The sequence below is a fragment of the Bradyrhizobium sp. SZCCHNRI3052 genome, assembly GCF_032484895.1.
GTDB lineage: Bacteria > Pseudomonadota > Alphaproteobacteria > Rhizobiales > Xanthobacteraceae > Bradyrhizobium.
The window spans coordinates 69,558-86,381 of sequence record NZ_JAUETW010000006.1 but is presented as its reverse complement, the minus strand read 5'-3'; the positions used below and the strand labels follow the sequence as shown (position 1 = coordinate 86,381).

Sequence of the window (16,824 nt, the reverse complement as noted above, 5' to 3'; positions counted from 1 at the left end):
TTTGACGCCGCGTCGACCGCGCTGCGCCGCGTGCCGATCGAGCTTGCTGCCCCCGGGCGCGTCCGCCAGAGCTGAATAATCGGGCAACGTCCGCCACATCTGCTCCACTTTGTCGGCGCAAATCCGCCCCGTATGAATCCCTAAAACTCAGGTAAGCCTTCCAAAAGTAAGATTTTGGCAATCAATCGAACGCTAACTAAGGTTACCAAGTGCTCAACGTCATGCGGAGACTCTGAACGTGAGCGACCAAAAGCCCGAACGGGCCAGCCTTGGCGTGGCCGGTACCACTGGCAAGGCCAGTGCGAGTGTCGACCCGATGCCGAAGACATCCGCAGTCCCCGATGCAGTCGATCTGGCCGTGCCTGCGATCGCGACCGTCGCCCCGCCCATGATCGCGCCGGATCACGAAGCGCCGGCGGCTGACCGTCCGGGCATCGACCCGAAGGCGAAGATCGTGGAAGCGGTGACCGCGCCCGAGCCACAGCCGGAGGCCAGCCAGTCCGAGATCAAGACCGAGGTGATGGCCGACACCGAGATCGGGACGACCAAGGTCGAGCCGGTCAAGCCCGAGCAGGTCAAGGTCGAAACCCTCACGGCCGAGCAGGAAAAAATCGAGCCCTCCAAGATCGAAGCGGTGAAGCCGGAGCGAGCCAAACCCGAGCCCGCGCGGCTCGACCTGGTCAAGTCCGACAAGGGCAAATCCGACAAGGTCAAGCCGGAGCTGACCAAGCCCCAGGCGGTGGGGGGCAACGTTGCGGCGCCGGGCAAAGTCGAAGCTGCAGTAGCCTCGAGTGCTGCGAAACCTCCCTCGACGATCCTGGATCTGATCAGGACGGAGCCGGTCAAGTCGGACCCGATCAAGACGGCTGCGGCCGGTGAGCTCCTCAAGGTCGAGACACCAAAGCTGTCGATGCTCGCGGCCAATGCGCCGAAAGTCGGCCCGATGGCAGCGGCCGCGCCGAAGCCGGAGACGGCCATCAAGCCGGACGCGCCGATCAAGTCGGTGGCTGCCACCAAGACAGAAGCCGTCGTTCGGCCTGAGCCGGCTGCCAAGCCGGAGACTGTTGCCAAGTCGGATGCCAAACCGGATGCCAAGTCGGAGCCCGTTGCCAAGCAGGCATCCGCGGCCAAACCCGGGGCGTCCGCGACGCGCCCGGTCACGCCAGTCCAGGCGGATGCCGGACCGGCGACCAGGGCGGGTGCTTTTGCCGCGGTCGACAAGGCCGCGGCCTGGGCCAAAGCGAAGTTCAAGACCGAGCCCTTCAAGTTCAATGCGGCGTCCAAGCCGGCGGCCGCTGCCGCAACGGCGGCCAGCACGGCCGCTGCGGGAGCGACGCTGCCACCTCCGCAGCCGGGCCAGACCCCGCCGCCGCATGCCGTGAACGGCAGGCTCGGCCTACCGGCCATGGCTGCGATCCTGCTGCTGTCGATGGTTGTCGGCGGCGTTGCCGGTGGTCTGGTCACGGCCAAATTCGTCACGCGCTCCGGCGGCGGCGACGCGGCCGATGCGACGGCCGGCGAGGCTGCGGATTCCACGCTTGGCGCGACCGTGGCGCGAATCGACAATGATGTCGCCGCGCTGAAGGCGAGCCTCGACCAGACCAATCAGACGAGCCTCGTCGAGCTCAACAAGTCCGCGGAGCGTCTCGACCGGCTCGAGAAGATCCTCGGTGATCTGTCGACGAAATCGTCGGCCAAGCCGAGCGAGTTGCAGCGTCTGAGCGAGGCCGTGGACCGGCTGCGCGCCGCGCAGGCGTCCGCGACCGCGCAAGCCCCCGCGCGTGACAGCGCCGCGTCCGCGCCGCAGGCGGTGGGGGCGATCAATGCGGCGGCGCCGCCCGCGGGCGTGGCGAGCCGGGCCGACGCGGCCAGGACCACCGAGGCAGCCAGGACCGAAGCAGCAAGGGCAGAGGCGAGCCGGGCCGAGCCGGCCAGGGCGGAGACCGCTCGCCCCGAGCCGAACCGCACGGAGGCCACCAAGCCCAAGGTCGTCGAGGGCTGGGTGCTGCGCGACGTCGGTCGTGGCGGCGCGCTGATCGAGGGCCGCGGTGGCCTCTACGAGGTCTATGCCGGCGATCCCGTGCCGGGCCTCGGCAAGGTCGACGCGATTCGCAAGCAGGACGGTCGCTGGGTGGTCGTCACCACCAAGGGGCTTGTCGTCGCGCGCTGACGGACCATCTGTTTTTGGAGACGAATCTGGACGAGGCGCCTCACCGCGACGTGAGGCGCCTCGTCGCACAATTGTCCGAAGCCGCCCGCCTTTCGGCTATCTTCGAGGACTAGCAGGCCCTCAATTGCATGTTCGTGGAAGTGAGGAGGCGCGTCTTGCGACTGTCGGTATTCGGCCTTGTCATGCTGTGCTGCGGCCCGCTCGCTCATGCGGACGAGAGCCCGCCGGTCGAGCGCGGCGCCGCCATCCTCGAGCCGTTCGCGCTGCGTGAGCTCGACAACGGCGCGTTCGGCCTCGGGAAGATGCTTGCGCACGCCAGTGATGCGCCGCTGACCGACGCGGCGTTGTTTGCGCTGCCGTCGATGATGCCCGTACGCAAGGCGCTCGACACGGAGTTCGACCGCTACGTCGACAAGCACAAGACGACGTTGCCGAACGAGAGCATCGGCATCGGTACGTCCTACGCGTTCCAGCTGTTCGACCGCACTGTGCTCGATTCGCCCGATGCCCGCTTCGTGCTGGCCGGCGTCGTCAATCGCATGGATCGCGCCTTCGTCGATCCCGACCATTGCGGCGAGGTGCGGCTGCTGTACCGCCTGACGCGGACCACGCCGCCCGAGGCCAAAGATGGCGAGGTCGCCTCGCCGCGGCTGCCGATGACGCTCAACATCGTGCTCAAGGCGCGCAGCGATGCGGAGGCCAAGAGCAATTCGCCGAGTTGTGCCGAGATCGCCAAGCGGTGGCTGGCGACGTCCGATCTGCAACTGACCGGGCCTGAGCTTGCCGCGAAGCTGACGGCGCCGGACGGCCCGCTGGCGCTGATCAGGTCGGAGAACATCCATCGCATCGAGACCAACCTGCAGATCGCGCATGCGCCGAAATCGGCGATCCGCGATTTCCGCACCGACTACATGATGAAGGTGTTCGACTATCAGGCCGCGAGCGGGACGTTCGAGGAGGCGGTGCTGGAGGATCAGGTCGATCGCGACCGGCTGCTGGCGGATGCCGCGCTGGCGCGCGAGTTCAAGGCCTGGCTGCTCGACCCCGTCCATCTCGGTGAGCTCGACCGCGGCACCGCGGTGATCCCCGAGCAGTTCCTGGCCAAGGTTGCGGTGGCGCCGACCCCGGTCGGATTCGTCAATTCCGATCTGCTGCCGGCCTACGGGCTGGTGCAGGGGAGCGCGGCCGGGCAGGGCGCGGTGTTCACCGAGGCCGACGTGGTCGGTGCGCTGGAGAAGGCGGCCGCGCAGGGCATCGTGCTGCAGAACATCCGGTCGGTCGCGGGCTTCGAGCGACGCCTCAACGATTCGAGCTGCGGCGGCTGCCATCAGACCCGCGGCATCGGCGGCTTTCACTTTCCCGGCGTCGACTGGATGGCGGAGAAGCCGTCCAACACCGTCGTGGTGCCGGGCTCGCCGCACTTCTTCGGCGACCAGGTCCGCCGGCGCGACATCCTCACCGCCTTTGCCGAGGGGCGGACTCCGGATTTCTCGCGCGGCTTCGCCAGCCGCCCGCAATTGCGCGGCAGCGATGAGCTCGCCGGCACGGTCTACAACGACGGCTGGGGCGGGCATTGCTACGCGAGCCACGCCGCGGCCGCGGACAACGACAAGAGCTTCTCGACCTGGACCTGCGCCGCGAACCTGTCCTGTCAGACCGGCCCGGCGACGCGGTTCGGCATGTGCTTCATCGCGACGCGCTAGCTCAGGCCACCGCACCGCGCGCGCGCAGGTCGCGGATGGCCTCGTCGTCGAAGCCGGCGCTGCGCAGGATCTCGTCGCTGTGCTGGCCTATGCCGGGCGGCTTGCGCGGGGTGACCTTGCGCTGGCCGTCGATGAAGATCGGGCTGTTGACCGTCAGCATGGTGTCGTTCTCGAACGGCACCAGCACCTCGTTCTCGATCATCTGCCTGTCGTTTGGAATGTCGTCGAGAATCCCGACCACCCCGAACACGAGCCCGCTGCCGTCGAGGATCCGGCGCCATTCGGCCAGCGGCCTGGTCGCGAACACCGCGTCGAACTCGTGGATCAGTTCGACCGAGCGGGCGTGGCGATCGGCCTTGGTGACGAAGCGCGGATCGTCGATCAGCTCCTCTCGGCCAAGGCAGCGGGCGAGGATCGGCCACTGCTTCTCCTCATTGAGGAGCGAGAGCATGATCCAGCGGCCGTCCTGGCATTTGTAGTGATTGGCGACTGCGTTCAGCGCGCGTTCGCGCGGCCGCCGCTCGACGAAGGTCGCGCCGCAAAGCTTGGCCTGAGCAAGCACGGAGGCCGCCCAGACCCCGTTGGCCATCAGGTTGGAGGCGACGTGGCAGCCCTTGCCGGTCTTCTCGCGCTGGTAAAGCGCCGTGACGATCGCGCCATAGAACGCCATTGCGCAGGGGTGGTCGCCCATCCCGGCGACGGAGCGGGCGGGTGTCGTGCTCTCGTCGGCACGGACCAGGTCCATCAGTCCGGAGCGCGCCCAATAGGCATTGCTATCGAAGCCGGGTTTGTCGGCTTCCTCGCCTTTCTCGCCATACCCGGTAAACGACGCATAGATCAGCCGCGGATTGAGCGGCGCCAGCTTTTCGTGGGTGAGGCCGAGCTTGGCGCGGACCGACGGCGGGAAATTGGTGATGAAGACATCGGCTTCACTTACCAGCCGTTGCAGCACGGTCTGCGCTTCCGGCTTCGACAGGTCGAGTGCGAGGCTGCGCTTGTTGCGGGCTTCGAGATACCACGCGTAGTTATGCTCGCTGCGCGGATAGCCCGGCAGGTTCGGCAGGTTGCGGTAGGGATCGCCGGCGCCGGGCGGCTCGATCTTGATGACGTCAGCGCCGAAATCGGAAAGAACGGTGGCGGCTGCGGGGGCCGCGATGAAGCTCGCGCAGTCCAGCACCTTCAGGCCATGGAAAATGCCCTTGTCGTCCATGTTGCGTCGCTCCCGTCGCTTGTTTCCGCGCGCTGGAATTACGTTGACGGCGCGGTTCGAGGCGCATTTGACCCGGGTCGGGCGGGCGAGGCAATGGCGGGGAGGGAGCTGAAACTACAAACAAACGCAAAGATGTGATCAGGAGCGGGCACCGCTCCTGTCTATTTCGACGTGTCGACAATCATGCTGGTTTGGTGAGGGAAACGATCGCGCCGAAAAGCCGCGAGGCGGAATGGCGCGCCAATTGATCCGCTACACTTTCAGGTTCTCGGCCGAACTCCTGCCGCGGTTGGCAATCTCGTCGTACTCGATGGTCTGGCCCTCGTTGAGGGTCGCCAGCCCGGCCTTCTGCACTGCGGAGATGTGAACGAAAATGTCCTTGCCCCCGGCCGCGGGCTGGATGAAGCCATAGCCCTTGGTCGGGTTGAACCACTTGACCGTACCTTTAGCCATACGTCGCCTCCGCGGGACCAATCCGAGTACGAGCCGCGGTCCCCGCAAACCGTCAGGCCCGGAATTCGAGACTACTGCGGTTGTGACAGGCGTGATAGCGCAAACAGCGGGCGGTTTTGGCCCGAAATGATCGATATCGTGGCGACTTTGCGGCTTTTGACCGCAGTGCCACCGTTCCGCCAGTCACCGCGGACCCGCTGCAACCGTTCTCGGTATGACAGCGCAGGCTGCAAACAGGTTCAACGCAACTCGTCACGCAGCCGTCCCCTCGTCCGAGAGCATCGCGAGTTCAGCGGCGTCCATGGCCGTCCTGACGCGCATCGGCTCGGCGCGGCCGCGAATCTCGACCTCGCGCTCCGGCAGCACGTCGGAGCCGAGTCGCGCCCGCGCGTAGACCTCGTCCGAGATGATGACCTGGCAGCCGAGGGTCTTCGTCATGTCCTGCAGTCGTGATGCGACGTTGACGGCGTCGCCCAGCGCGGTGAACACCATGTGGTCGCGATAACCGATCTCGCCCACGATCACCTCGCCGCCGTGAATGCCGATGCCGAAGCGGATCGGGTCATGCAGATCATGGCTGAGGAACGCGTTCAGCTCGGCGATATTGGCCGCGATGTCACGCGCCGCCTGGATCGCCTGGCCGCAGGCGACATGTGAATCGGTGGCTAGTCCGAACAGCGCGAGCATACCGTCACCGACGAACTGATTGGGCTGCCCGCCATTCGCCAGCACGGCCTGGGAGACGGCGCTGAGGAAGCGGTTGACGATGAACACCACGTCGAACGGCAGCCGTTTCTCAGCGAGGCCGGTCGATCCACGCATGTCGACGAACAGGCTGACGAGGTAGCGCTCCTGCCCGATTCCGGCGCGCGAGCTGCCGCGCTCGCCGGGTGTCGGGTTCGGCATGAACAGTTGGAAGAATGAAAGATCGCCGGTGGGGCGCAACTGGCAGGCCAGCCTGACCGACGGGTCCGCCGCGCCGATCTGCGCGAGCACGAAGGCCTCGCGAGGCGAGGGCGGCGGCAGCGCGCCGGGATCTCCGATCACCCTGATGCGGCAGGTCGAGCAACGTGCGCGGCCGCCGCACATGCTGGCATGCGGTACGTTGTTGCGCAGACTGGCCTCGAGCACGGACAAACCCTTTGGCACCCGGATGGAGCGGCCATTGTTGTAGGATAGCGTGACCATGCCGCCACGTCGCTCATGGACTGCTCGCACGCCGCGCGCGGCGAGCGCCAAGCCGATCAGGCCGCCATAGCCGATCAGGAAGCCGTTCATGATGGTCTCCAGCACCGCCTGTTCAGATGGCGTGCCGGTCTGCCTCAACGAAAGATTTTCGGCGCGCCACTGCGGTGTTGCGTTGGCGGCGATGACGTCTCGGCCCCCACGATAGAAGCCGAGCAGCGCCAGCGCCGGGAGCAGCACGGCGCAGGCGAGCAGCCACGGCGCCGCGCGCTTGTAGAACGGCTTGAGCCGCAGCCAGAAGTGCAGCCCGATGCAGCCATGCGTCCATGACGTCAGCAGGGCTGCCGACATCAACCAGATCCGCCAGGACGGGCCGGTCCAATACGAGTACAGGACCTGCGGGTACAGCTTCTCCTGTCCGTACAGGGTCTGTCCGATGCGGACGCCGGCGATGTGGCTGAAGATCAGCGCCGGAATGCTTAGGCCGAGCAGCAGTTGCAGCGGCTCCATCGTGTTGCGGCTGAATTGCCGGCGCTGATAAAGCGCCCACACGCCGAGCCCGCCATGGGTAAGAGCGGCCGCATAGAACAGCACGGCGATCGGAAGAAACTGCCAGAACGCCACATGATAGGACACGCCCTCGGCGAGCGCCTGCAGCGAGATGTTGCCGAGCGCATGGTTGAAAAAATGACTGAGCAAGTAGCTGAAGAGTATGAAGCCGCAGATCAGCCGCACCTGCCGCACACCGATGCCGCGACAGGTCGACCGCAAACGATGGTAAATCGAAATGGTCATGTGGTCCGTATGATCTGGAGCCGCAATGCTAGAGATTTATTCCCTGTTGTCCTAGAGGGCTGGTGGCGGCGGTCATCCGGCGGCGCGAGCTGCGCGCGAACGTTGACTCGCCCGGCGGAGTCGGGGAAAAGCACCGCGTGACGGCCATTTCCCCAGGCATCGACAGCCCAAAGTCTCGATCCACGCGCGCTGCGTGGCTGATGGCTGCGGCCGTGATCGCAAGCATGACGATCATCCGCATCGTCTATGCCGGGACGCTCGATCTGCGCACCGACGAGGCCTATTACTGGACCTGGTCGAAGGAGCTGCAGCTCTGCTTCCTCGATCATCCGCCCATGATCGCCTGGTTCATCCGGCTGGGCACTGCCCTGTTCGGCGATACCAATCTCGGCGTTCGCTTTGCCGGCATCCTCGCGATGGGGGTGACGCAGCTCCTGCTCGCCGACATCGTTCGCCGTACCACTCACGATATGCGGGCCGTGATCCTCGCGGTGCTGCTGCCCGAGGCAGCGCTCTACTATGGCCTGCTGATGGCCAAGGTGGCGCCGGACGTCGCGGCGATCCCGTTTGCACTCGCGGTGATCTGGGCGCTGGTGCGCCTCGCCGAGAGCGGCGATGAACGCTGGTGGCTCGCCGCCGGACTGTTCGGCGGACTGGCGCTGTTGTCCAAATTCACGGTGGTCATGCTGCTGCCGGGCGTGGCGGCGTTCCTGCTCGTTCCGGCATGGCGCAGCCGCTGGCTTCTCAGTCCCTATCCATGGTGCGGAGCACTGATTGCGCTGGCCCTGTTCTCGCCGGTGCTGATCTGGAACGCGCAGCACGACTGGGCCTCGTTCCGCTTCCAGTTCGTTCGCGCCACCGCGCCGCATGAGTTTTCGTTGCGGACGCTTGGCGATTATCTCGGATTGCAGTTCGGACAGGTCGGCTTCGTCCTGCTGCCGGTCACATTGTCGGCGCTGAGTTTCACGGCCTGGCGCGGCTACCGCACGCGTGAGCCGGTCGCCATCCTGCTGTCGACGGCGGTGCTGGTGCCGTTTCTCTACTTCCTCTGGAAATCGTTCACCTTGCGGATCGGCGACACCTGGCCGATGTTCATGTGGCCGATCGGGTTTGCGGCGGTCGCGATCAACATCGTCAAGCTGCCGCAGGACGGCGCGTCCGCCTGGTTCGTCCGATCGACCGTGCGCTGGGCGCGGATCGCCGTCGTCAGCGGCATTGCCATGGTGGTCCTGATCTTTCTCTACTACGTCGTTGCGCCGTGGAATTTTCTCGGGCGGGCCGATCCGATCGGCGCCGAGGCGGGCTATCAGCAGGTGGCGGCGCGGGTCGAGCAGGAGCTGCAAAAGACCGGCGCGACCTGGATCGCGACCTCCGACTATCGCACCTATGCGATGATGCGGTGGTTCTTTCGCGGCCGCGTGCCGGTGCTCCAGATCAACGAGCGGGCCCGCTTCATCGGCTTCCGTGATCCTGGCATGGACCTGATCGCAGGACATGCCGGCCTCTATGTCGTGCGCGAGCCGAACAATACCGGCCCGCTGCTGGCGGACACGACCGCGCACCGCGAGCCGCTCGGACACGTCGAGCGGAGCTGGCGCGGCCGCGTCATGGACAGTTACGCGTTCGGCAGGCTGACGGGCTGGACTCCCGAACTGGCGCCGCCACCGGACTCGCCATTGTACCAATGGCGCTGGCTCGCCGGCGTCCTCGATTCCACGCCGCGGGCCTGAGCCTCATTACTGGTCGTCCTGCTTGCGCAGCAGATCCTTGGCGAGATCCGCCAGCGCCGGCCGCGGCAGCGCGGCGAACGGCATCGGCCGCGTCACGTCGATGGCCGCGAGGCCGAGCCGCGCCGTGAGCAGTCCGTTGAGCACGCCTTCGCCGAGCCGCTGCGACAGTTTTGCCGCGATGCCATGGCCCAGCACCTGCTGGATCAGGCTGTCGCTCGCGGCCATGCCGCCGGTGATGGCGAGATGCGCGACGACGTGGCGCAATAGGCTGATCATGCCAAGCGCGCCGGGACGGCCGCCATAGAGCCGCGCGAGCTGCCGGATCATCCGCAAGCTTGCCACGAAGACGAACAGCACGTCGATCAGCGCGCGCGGGCTCACGGCCGTGACCACGGAAACCCGTTGCGCCGCAACCGACACCAGACGCCGCGCCTCGCTGTCGAGTGGCGTCATCAGCTCGCGCTCGGCAAGCTTGATCATGTCGCCGCCGTCGATGATGTCGTCGGCGTGGCCGGCGAGCGCGGCACGCGGACGCGCCAGGCGGGGATTGGCATGTGCGATCCGCAACAGCTCGGCGACCACTTCGCGGCTCTCGGCGCGATCGTCGGACAGCAGCACCGCGGCCGCGCGCTGGTGCAGCTTCTCGATGGTGGCGAGACGCACCAGCCCGTAAGTCTCTCGGGCAATGACGGCCGCCAATGCGATCGCGGCTGCGGCCGCGAACCCCGCGCCGACATAGCCGAGGGCCTCGCTGCGTGCGAACAGATCCTCGATCAGTCTGACGACGCCGAGGCCGAGGCCGAGCAGGACGAGGCCTGCGACCGAGCCCCAGAAAAGTGCGCCCCAGCCGAAGCTGCGCCGCGCCGGCAGGACGGTCTCGACCGGCACCGGCATTTGCGCCGGATCAGCCTCTGGCGTGATCTGGATGGTGCCGCGGCCCGGCCGGACGGCCTCTTCGGCATCGACCACGACGACGTCGGGATCATCGAGCCGGAAGGTCTGGGGACGACGATGCTTGGCGCGTTCGCTCATTGCAGCCGGTCTCCGATCAGGAACTGAAGGGCGCGGTCCATGCGGATATGGGGCAAAGCGGGCTCGCCGCTAGGATCGAGGGCCAGCAAAGGCGGACGGAAGCGAAGAAAGCGGAAGTCGGTGCCGTCGGCGGCAGCGCTCGACAGGCCGCGATAGGCGCCGCCCTTGAACAGCTCCTCCGCATCGGCCGGCAGCTCGCCCGGAAAGGTTGCCACCTCGGTGTCGCCGTCGAAGATCTCGCCATTGGCGCTTTCGCCGGCCGCCGGCGTGCCGAGCAGCGACGGCAGCTTGTCGCGGCCGCGGGCGACCAGCGCCTCGCGCGTCGCCCTGACGGCGGCCAGCGCCACCACGTCGATTGCGGCGCCCGTGCTCTCGGCTCGGGCCACCGCGCGGTTGACCGCGCGCCGCAGCACGGCTTCGAGCCGGTCGTGGCTGGTGTGATGCAGATGGTCGGCCTTGGTCGCCGCGAACAGGATGCGGTCGATGCGCGGCCGAAACAGCGCCGTCAGCATGTTTCCGCGTCCGACGCGGAAGCAATCGAGAATGCCGGTCAGCGCGGCCTCGAGATCGTGCAGCGCCTCGGGGCCCGCATTGAACGCCGCCAGCGCGTCGACCAGCACGATCTGGCGATCGAGCCGGGCGAAATGGTCGCGAAAGAACGGCCTGACAACGATGTCCTTGTAGGACTCGTAGCGGCGCGCCATCATCGCCCATAGCGAGCCGGCCGGCGCCTGGCCGTCGGCCGGGACATCGAGCGGCGCGAAGGTCAGCGCCGGCGAGCCCGCGAGATTCCCCGGCATCAGGAAGCGGCCGGGCGGCAGCAGGCTCATGGCGAAGCGCTCGTCGCGGCAGGCACGCAAGTAGTCGGTGAACAGGCGTGCGGCCTCGAGTGTCGCCGACTCGTCCTCGCGGCCTTCGGGGGCGAGCGTCGCAAGATGCGCGTGCCAGTCCTTGGCGACATGCGCGCGCGGCTCGCTGCGCGACAGCGCGAGGCTTTCCCGCGCCCACTGCTCATAGCTCTTGTTCAGCAGCGGCAGGTCGAGCAGCCATTCGCCGGGATAGTCGACGATGTCGAGCGTGAGCGTCCGCTCGGCGCCATTGGCGCGCTGGAATTCGATCACCAGCCTGAGCTCGCTGATGTCGACGGTCGAGCTCGGCCAGCGTCGCTCGGTGACCAGCGCCCGCATATGGCTCTCATAGGCAAAGCGCGGCACGCCGTCGTCGGGTTGCGGCGTCAGATATGCGCGGGCGATGCGGCCCGATGCCAAGGCCTCGAACACCGGCATGCGCCCGCCGCGAACGAGGTCGTGGATCAGCGCCGTGATGAACACGGTCTTACCGGCCCGCGACAGCCCGGTGACGCCAAGGCGGACGGTCGGGTTGAGGAAGCTCTCGCCATAATCGAGCAGGGCACGGGCCGAGAGCCGCGCTTCCTCGACGAGTTCGGAAAAGGTCACCATGGGAGGAGGGGAATTCGCCAGTTGAAAAGGGCGTGAGCGATTTTTGACAGGTGGCGATGCAAAACGCCGGATTCAAGCTCACAATTCCGGCCCGTTTCCGGATAGAACCAGACTTTGAACGGAACGTTGACCACTGGAAACCATAATCCTTCCGGCACAATTGTCCCGGAAAACCGGCACCAGGTTCTGACATGACCGTATTTCAACTGAAGCAGCTCGCCTCGACCTCCGTCCATGCCGCCACCGGCGCGATGCGTTGGAACTACGACAAGGTCGAGATGATCGCGGACGGCGTCGTCCACGTCGTCGGCATCGCCGCGGGGCTGGTCGCCGCAACCGTGCTCGTCGTGCTGACCTCGATCTATGCCAGCGCCGTCGACATCGTGGTGGTGTCGATCTACGTCGCGGGACTGCTCTCGATGCTGACGCTGTCGGCAACCTATAATCTGTGGCCGGTGTCGCCGACCAAATGGGTGCTGCGCCGCTTCGACCACTCCGCCATCTACGTGCTGATCGCAGCCACCTATACGCCGTTCATCGCCGCCCTGAAGGATACGGTGTTCTCGGCCGCGCTGCTGCTCGGGGTCTGGGGCGTCGCCATCTTCGGAATCGTGCTGAAGCTGCGCTGGCCGGGCCGCTTCGACGCGCTCTCGATCGGGCTGTATCTCGCGCTCGGCTGGAGCGGCGTCATGATGTACGACCGGGTGATCTCGGTGATGCCGCCCTCGGTCCTGGCCTTCGTGCTCACAGGCGGCATCCTCTACAGCCTCGGCGTCATCTTCCACTCGTGGCGGCGCTTGCGCTTCCAGAACGCGATCTGGCATGGTTTCGTGTTGCTGGGCGCCGGCTTTCATTATACCGCAGTGCTCGACCTGGTCTTGACCTAGAAAATTCCACGAGGAGGGCTTTGCATGCAGGTGACCGGCAAGATTGTTGTGGTCACCGGCGGAGCCCGCGGCATCGGCAAGGCGCTGTGCGAGGCCTTCGCGGCCGCCGGTGCGGCCAAGGTGATCGTAGCCGATCTCGACGAAGCCGGCGCCAAGGCCGTCGCTGATGGCATCAGCGGCGCCGCCTTCAGATGCGACGTCTCCCAGGAGGCCGACATCCGGCACGTGATCGAGGAAACCGAGCGGCAGTTCGGGCCCATTGCGCTGTTCTGCTCCAATGCCGGCATTGGCGGCGGCTTCGACCCGCTGTCGGTCAATGTCGGCGGCACCTCCGACGAGCCGTGGGCGCGCAGTTGGGCCATTCACGTGATGGCGCATGTCTACGCGGCGCGGCATCTGATCCCGCGCTACAAGGCGCGCGGCGGCGGCTATTTCCTCAACACGATCTCCGCGGCCGGCCTGCTGTCGCAGGTCGGCAGCGCGCCTTACTCCACCACCAAGCATGCCGCGGTGGGATTTGCGGAGAATCTCGCGATCTCGCACAAGGCCGACAACATCAAGGTCTCGATCCTGTGCCCGCAGGGCGTCGACACCGACATGCTGCGATCGATTCCGAAGGGCCCGCAATCCGGCGACGGCGATCTGAGCCCGGAGCAGGTCGCGCAGGACGTGCTGAAAGGCCTTGCCGAGGAGAGCTTCCTGATCCTGCCGCATCCGCAGGTCCTCGGCTACATGCGCAAGAAGACCGAGAATTACGACCGCTGGCTCGGCGGCATGGCCAAGATCCAGGCAAGGATGCGCGAGGAGTTCGGGAAGTAGGTCTGCGACCATCGTCAGTCGACGTGACGGCGCACGGCCTCAACGCCCTGCGCGGTCGTCCCCGCGAACACGGAGACTCATAGTCCCAGGGTGCAGTTCGAGCCACGCGCGTCGACCATCTCGCTCGAGGTTTTCGACCGCGGCGTATGGATCCGGCGTTCGCCGGAATGACGCTAAGGAGAGATCGTGCGGACATCATGGGCAGCGGACTTGATCAGACATCGATAGACATCATTGCGCCGTCTCGCGGCACATCATGCCCGAGCTGTACAGTTGACTTGTCCCTTCAAGATTCGAAGGGCGCAGGGAATGCCGGGTGAAGGCCTCACCCATGGCCCGCCTGCAGCAAAAAATGCAGGCGGCAGGTACCACAGGTGCAGCCGATCACCGGCATTCCCTGCGCGATGGTCTTCACGCTTATACGCAGTCTCCCTGGTGCGCCGGGCTGTTGGCCACCATTGTCCGCGCGGCGCATCAGCGCCATCGCGAACGTAACACCAGCATCGGGGTGTCAGGACGCTGCGACTTCACGTCCGCGGCCACGCCGTTCGTCCGCGTAGCAAGCTACGCTGCGGCATGGCCACGGCCATCGCATCCCGCCTCGCGTGTCGTGACGATCGCGCGCAACGCCCCTCCGTGGTGAGGCGGGATGCGCGGAAAGATCGTCCTGATTTGCCCGACGGTGCAAGGCCGCGTGCTGCGGCATTTCAACACGACGGGCAGTTTCGTCATGGTGTGTATGCGCAATCTGCTCGTCGGGCGCTCTCATGGCTCCGACGGTTGCATGTCCTGCTCTGCCGCGCGCCAGGCTTCGAGCGCGCGGGCGTACAGCAACAGGCCCTCGCGCACCGTGCGCCGCTCGGCCTTCGACAGGGCCGACAGGGCGCCGCGGACCTGCTGGCGGCCGAAGGCGTGCAGCGTGGCCAGCGTCTTCCGTCCCCTTGGCCGTGAGGCAGAGCGGCTTGATGCGGGCGTCGCCGGCATCGATTGCCTCCTGCAACTCGCCGCTGTCGATCAGCTTGCGGACCATGCGGCTGACGCTGGATTTTTCCAGGTGCGGGACCGCGCCGAGCTGCATCGCGGTGAGACGCGTCGTGCTACGTCGTCGGCCACGTCCTGGCGGCCGACGGCGGCTTCCTCGCGTCCTGAATCTGACAGGCGTCGGCTGTCGCCGATGGCGCAAGGCCCGCGATCGCCGAGCGGTCTCGAACGCGAGCGATCGTGGTCGAAGCAGCTTCATGCTGAAGTCCGAATTTCGCCGGCTTCCGCGAAGCCGCGCAGCGATCGTCACCGTTTCAACTAATTAGTGCTTTCTACGAACGTGAAGATGCTTCGGCGCCGCTCCGCGGCGGCTCGTTGCGAACAGCTCTCAATCTCGCCTGAAATGTTCCCAGCTCGGCAAAACTTCCGCCGACGTTTGCCGGCTATCTCCAAGGCAAGGGGCTTCGTCGCGTGCATGCGCTGCGTATTCATCGCGACGGCGCCCTGACCCGACCTCGTCGCGTGATATTGGCATACCCCCGGCATTGCTTTGCAGGCTCATTCACCACACAAGACCGGCGCGTTCGCGGTGCGGACCAAGCGGCTCATGGTGACGCGATCCCACCGCGGGGTCACGCTCGCGCTCGTCGAGGTGCTGCTGCTGACCGTGATGGTGGTGGACGGCGCGTCCGCGCAGCAGACCATCAAGGCCAAGCCGACGGACGTCGTCCCGGGACGCGCCGACCGGCTGTTCTTTCGTCACGTGACGGCGCGCAGCATCTACTACAACGTTCCGCGGATCACCAACGACAGCCGGACGCTGATGATGCGCCAGGACCCGCGTGGCGTGAGCGCATTGCTGCGTCCGGTGCGCGAGGCCGGTGCGCCGTCGCTGGCCGCGCCGGGCAGGCCCGGCGCGCCGGTCGGCAGCTTCGGATTCTCCGCGTTTCAGCCCGCCCGTGGCGCGCGCGTGGCCACGGCCGAGCCGGCAGGAGACGCTCAACGCGCCGCGCCGCAACCGGCTGCGCGGCAGATCGCGGCAAAGCCCGCGGCAGCCGCCGAGGCGCCGCCGGCCAAGCCAGACGAGACCGTGGCAACCGCCCAGCCCGCGGCCGTGCTGCGCAACCGCGACGTTCTTCCCGATCGCAACCTGAATACGGTGAAGCCGCAGCCGGTGACCGCCGACGCGAAGCCCTATGATCCGACGGGCGTGACGGTCGGGTCGTTCCTGGTGAAACCGGCCGTCGAGATCCAGGCCGGCTATGACACCAATCCCACGCGGCGCAACGGCGGGCAGGGCTCACCGGTCGCCATCGTGGCGACGGAGGTCGCGGTCCGCTCGCAATGGGAGCGGCATCAGCTCAACGCCGATTTCCGCGGCGCCTACACCGAGGACAGCAACGTCCGCTCGCTCAGCCATCCGACGTTCGAGGCGCGGGCGCAAGGGCGCTACGACGTCACCGAGGGCACCGCGATCACCGGCGAGGCGCGTTTCGTCAACGATGCATTGGCGCTTCCGGGCGCGCTCAAGCTGCCGCGCGCCACGACGTTCGGCGGCAGCGCCGGCGTGCTGCAGAAGATCGGTCCCGCCGAGATCGCATTCAAGGGATCGGCCGACCGCGTCATGTTCAACGACGCGCTGATCTTGGCCAACGTGCCGTTGCGGACGCAGGACCGCAACTACACCCAGCCGGGCGCGCAGGTCCGCGTCACCTATGTGCTCACGCCGAACATCTCGCCGTTCGTCGACATGAGCTTCGATCGGCGCAACCACGATCTGCAGGTCGACTTCAACGGCCAGCGCCGCGATTCCAGCGGCATCACCGCGCGCGGCGGCGCCGTCGTCAACATGGGATCGCTGACCGGCGAGGCCTCGGTCGGCTATCTCTCGCGCCGCATGGACTCGCCGCTGATGCCGAACATCAACGGCGTGATCGCGGATGCGACGCTCGCTTGGGCCGCGACCGACGCCACGACCTTCGTGCTGGTGGCGCGCTCGCAGGCCTCGGAGACGCCGGCGATGAACGTCTCGGGCATCCTGTCGCGCGACGTGATCCTGCAGATGGACCATCAGTTCGAGCCGTGGCTGATCGGCACGCTGCGCGGCGGCTACGGCCAGGATCAGTTCGTCGGCATCGGCCGCGTCGACCAGCGCATGTTCGTCGCCGCCGGCGGCACCTACAAGATGAACCGCAACGTTCAGCTCAAGAGCGAGGTCCGGACCGAATGGACCCGCTCCAACATCGCTCTCAACAACTTCATGACGGTGGTCGGCGTCGTCGGCGTGCGATTCCAATATTGAGCAGCGGCCGGGTCCGGTGGCGCACCTTCGCCGCCCTGCATCTCCGCCGTCGTCCCGGGCAAGCCGCGCGACAGCGCGGGTGCGACGCCGACGGGGA

General features: G+C 66.7%; 12 protein-coding genes. 7 read left to right on the top strand and 5 right to left on the bottom strand.

All coding sequences use genetic code 11. The features are described 5' to 3' along the window. The first annotated feature begins 238 nt into the window (after window positions 1-238). Window positions 239-2,170, top strand: a complete 1,932-nt coding sequence (locus tag QW887_RS18130; protein WP_315713973.1) for a hypothetical protein — start codon at window positions 239-241, stop codon at window positions 2,168-2,170. Window positions 2,171-2,298: 128 nt separating this feature from the next. Further along, on the top strand, window positions 2,299-3,873 hold the full coding sequence (locus QW887_RS18125; protein ID WP_409977922.1) for a hypothetical protein: 1,575 nt from the start codon (window positions 2,299-2,301) through the stop codon (window positions 3,871-3,873). A 1-nt stretch (window position 3,874) separates the two neighbouring features. Here QW887_RS18125 and QW887_RS18120 read toward each other — a convergent pair whose 3' ends face one another. The 3 genes from QW887_RS18120 to QW887_RS18110 all read right to left on the bottom strand — a co-directional run bounded on the left by QW887_RS18120 (window position 3,875) and on the right by QW887_RS18110 (window position 7,516). Further along, window positions 3,875-5,083, bottom strand: coding sequence for a CoA transferase (locus QW887_RS18120; RefSeq protein WP_315713974.1), 1,209 nt, complete (start codon window positions 5,081-5,083; stop codon window positions 3,875-3,877). Between the two features lie 252 nt (window positions 5,084-5,335). After that, window positions 5,336-5,536, bottom strand: coding sequence for a cold-shock protein (locus tag QW887_RS18115; RefSeq protein WP_315713975.1), 201 nt, complete (start codon window positions 5,534-5,536; stop codon window positions 5,336-5,338). 252 nt (window positions 5,537-5,788) lie between these two features. Next, a complete protein-coding gene (locus QW887_RS18110; RefSeq protein WP_315713976.1) occupies window positions 5,789-7,516 on the bottom strand; it encodes an adenylate/guanylate cyclase domain-containing protein in 1,728 nt (575 codons plus the stop codon). 224 nt (window positions 7,517-7,740) lie between these two features. On the opposite strand from QW887_RS18110, the gene QW887_RS18105 reads away from it, so the two are divergent. Further along, window positions 7,741-9,246: a glycosyltransferase family 39 protein gene (locus tag QW887_RS18105; protein WP_316194782.1), complete on the top strand. Its 1,506-nt coding sequence runs from the start codon at window positions 7,741-7,743 to the stop codon at window positions 9,244-9,246. A 6-nt stretch (window positions 9,247-9,252) separates the two neighbouring features. On the opposite strand, the gene QW887_RS18100 is transcribed toward QW887_RS18105, so the two are convergent. Beyond that, the gene (locus QW887_RS18100; RefSeq protein ID WP_316194781.1) at window positions 9,253-10,278 is read right to left on the bottom strand and encodes a TIGR01620 family protein; all 1,026 of its coding nucleotides are present in this window, start codon (window positions 10,276-10,278) and stop codon (window positions 9,253-9,255) included. Beyond that, a complete protein-coding gene (locus QW887_RS18095; protein ID WP_316194780.1) occupies window positions 10,275-11,738 on the bottom strand; it encodes a YcjX family protein in 1,464 nt (487 codons plus the stop codon). The genes QW887_RS18100 and QW887_RS18095 overlap by 4 nt, the downstream gene beginning before the upstream one ends. A 191-nt stretch (window positions 11,739-11,929) precedes the next feature. Between QW887_RS18095 and trhA the strand changes: the two genes are divergently transcribed. From trhA to QW887_RS18075, 4 genes are all read left to right on the top strand, one after another. Further along, on the top strand, window positions 11,930-12,625 hold the full coding sequence (trhA, locus tag QW887_RS18090) for a PAQR family membrane homeostasis protein TrhA (RefSeq protein WP_316194779.1): 696 nt from the start codon (window positions 11,930-11,932) through the stop codon (window positions 12,623-12,625). A gap of 24 nt (window positions 12,626-12,649) precedes the next feature. Then, on the top strand, window positions 12,650-13,444 hold the full coding sequence (locus tag QW887_RS18085) for an SDR family oxidoreductase (RefSeq protein ID WP_316194778.1): 795 nt from the start codon (window positions 12,650-12,652) through the stop codon (window positions 13,442-13,444). A gap of 649 nt (window positions 13,445-14,093) precedes the next feature. Next, window positions 14,094-14,747 carry a hypothetical protein gene (locus tag QW887_RS34935; protein ID WP_410052613.1) on the top strand — a complete coding sequence of 218 codons (654 nt, stop codon included), beginning with the start codon at window positions 14,094-14,096 and terminating at the stop codon, window positions 14,745-14,747. A 285-nt stretch (window positions 14,748-15,032) separates the two neighbouring features. Continuing rightward, entirely contained in the window at window positions 15,033-16,727 is a 1,695-nt protein-coding gene (locus tag QW887_RS18075; RefSeq protein ID WP_315713982.1) for an outer membrane beta-barrel protein, read from the top strand. Window positions 16,728-16,824: the final 97 nt, after the last annotated feature.

Bases quoted from the DNA above. Each gene is read 5' to 3' on its own strand.
- QW887_RS18125 (WP_409977922.1), top strand. From the start codon at position 2,299: ATGTTCGTGGAAGTGAGGAGGCGCGTCTTGCGACTGTCGGTATTCGGC.
- QW887_RS18120 (WP_315713974.1), bottom strand. From the start codon at position 5,083: ATGGACGACAAGGGCATTTTCCATGGCCTGAAGGTGCTGGACTGCGCG.
- QW887_RS18115 (WP_315713975.1), bottom strand. From the start codon at position 5,536: ATGGCTAAAGGTACGGTCAAGTGGTTCAACCCGACCAAGGGCTATGGC.
- QW887_RS18110 (WP_315713976.1), bottom strand. From the start codon at position 7,516: ATGACCATTTCGATTTACCATCGTTTGCGGTCGACCTGTCGCGGCATC.
- QW887_RS18105 (WP_316194782.1), top strand. From the start codon at position 7,741: ATGACGATCATCCGCATCGTCTATGCCGGGACGCTCGATCTGCGCACC.
- QW887_RS18100 (WP_316194781.1), bottom strand. From the start codon at position 10,278: ATGAGCGAACGCGCCAAGCATCGTCGTCCCCAGACCTTCCGGCTCGAT.
- QW887_RS18095 (WP_316194780.1), bottom strand. From the start codon at position 11,738: ATGGTGACCTTTTCCGAACTCGTCGAGGAAGCGCGGCTCTCGGCCCGT.
- trhA (WP_316194779.1), top strand. From the start codon at position 11,930: ATGACCGTATTTCAACTGAAGCAGCTCGCCTCGACCTCCGTCCATGCC.
- QW887_RS18085 (WP_316194778.1), top strand. From the start codon at position 12,650: ATGCAGGTGACCGGCAAGATTGTTGTGGTCACCGGCGGAGCCCGCGGC.
- QW887_RS34935 (WP_410052613.1), top strand. From the start codon at position 14,094: ATGCGCGGAAAGATCGTCCTGATTTGCCCGACGGTGCAAGGCCGCGTG.
- QW887_RS18075 (WP_315713982.1), top strand. From the start codon at position 15,033: ATGGTGACGCGATCCCACCGCGGGGTCACGCTCGCGCTCGTCGAGGTG.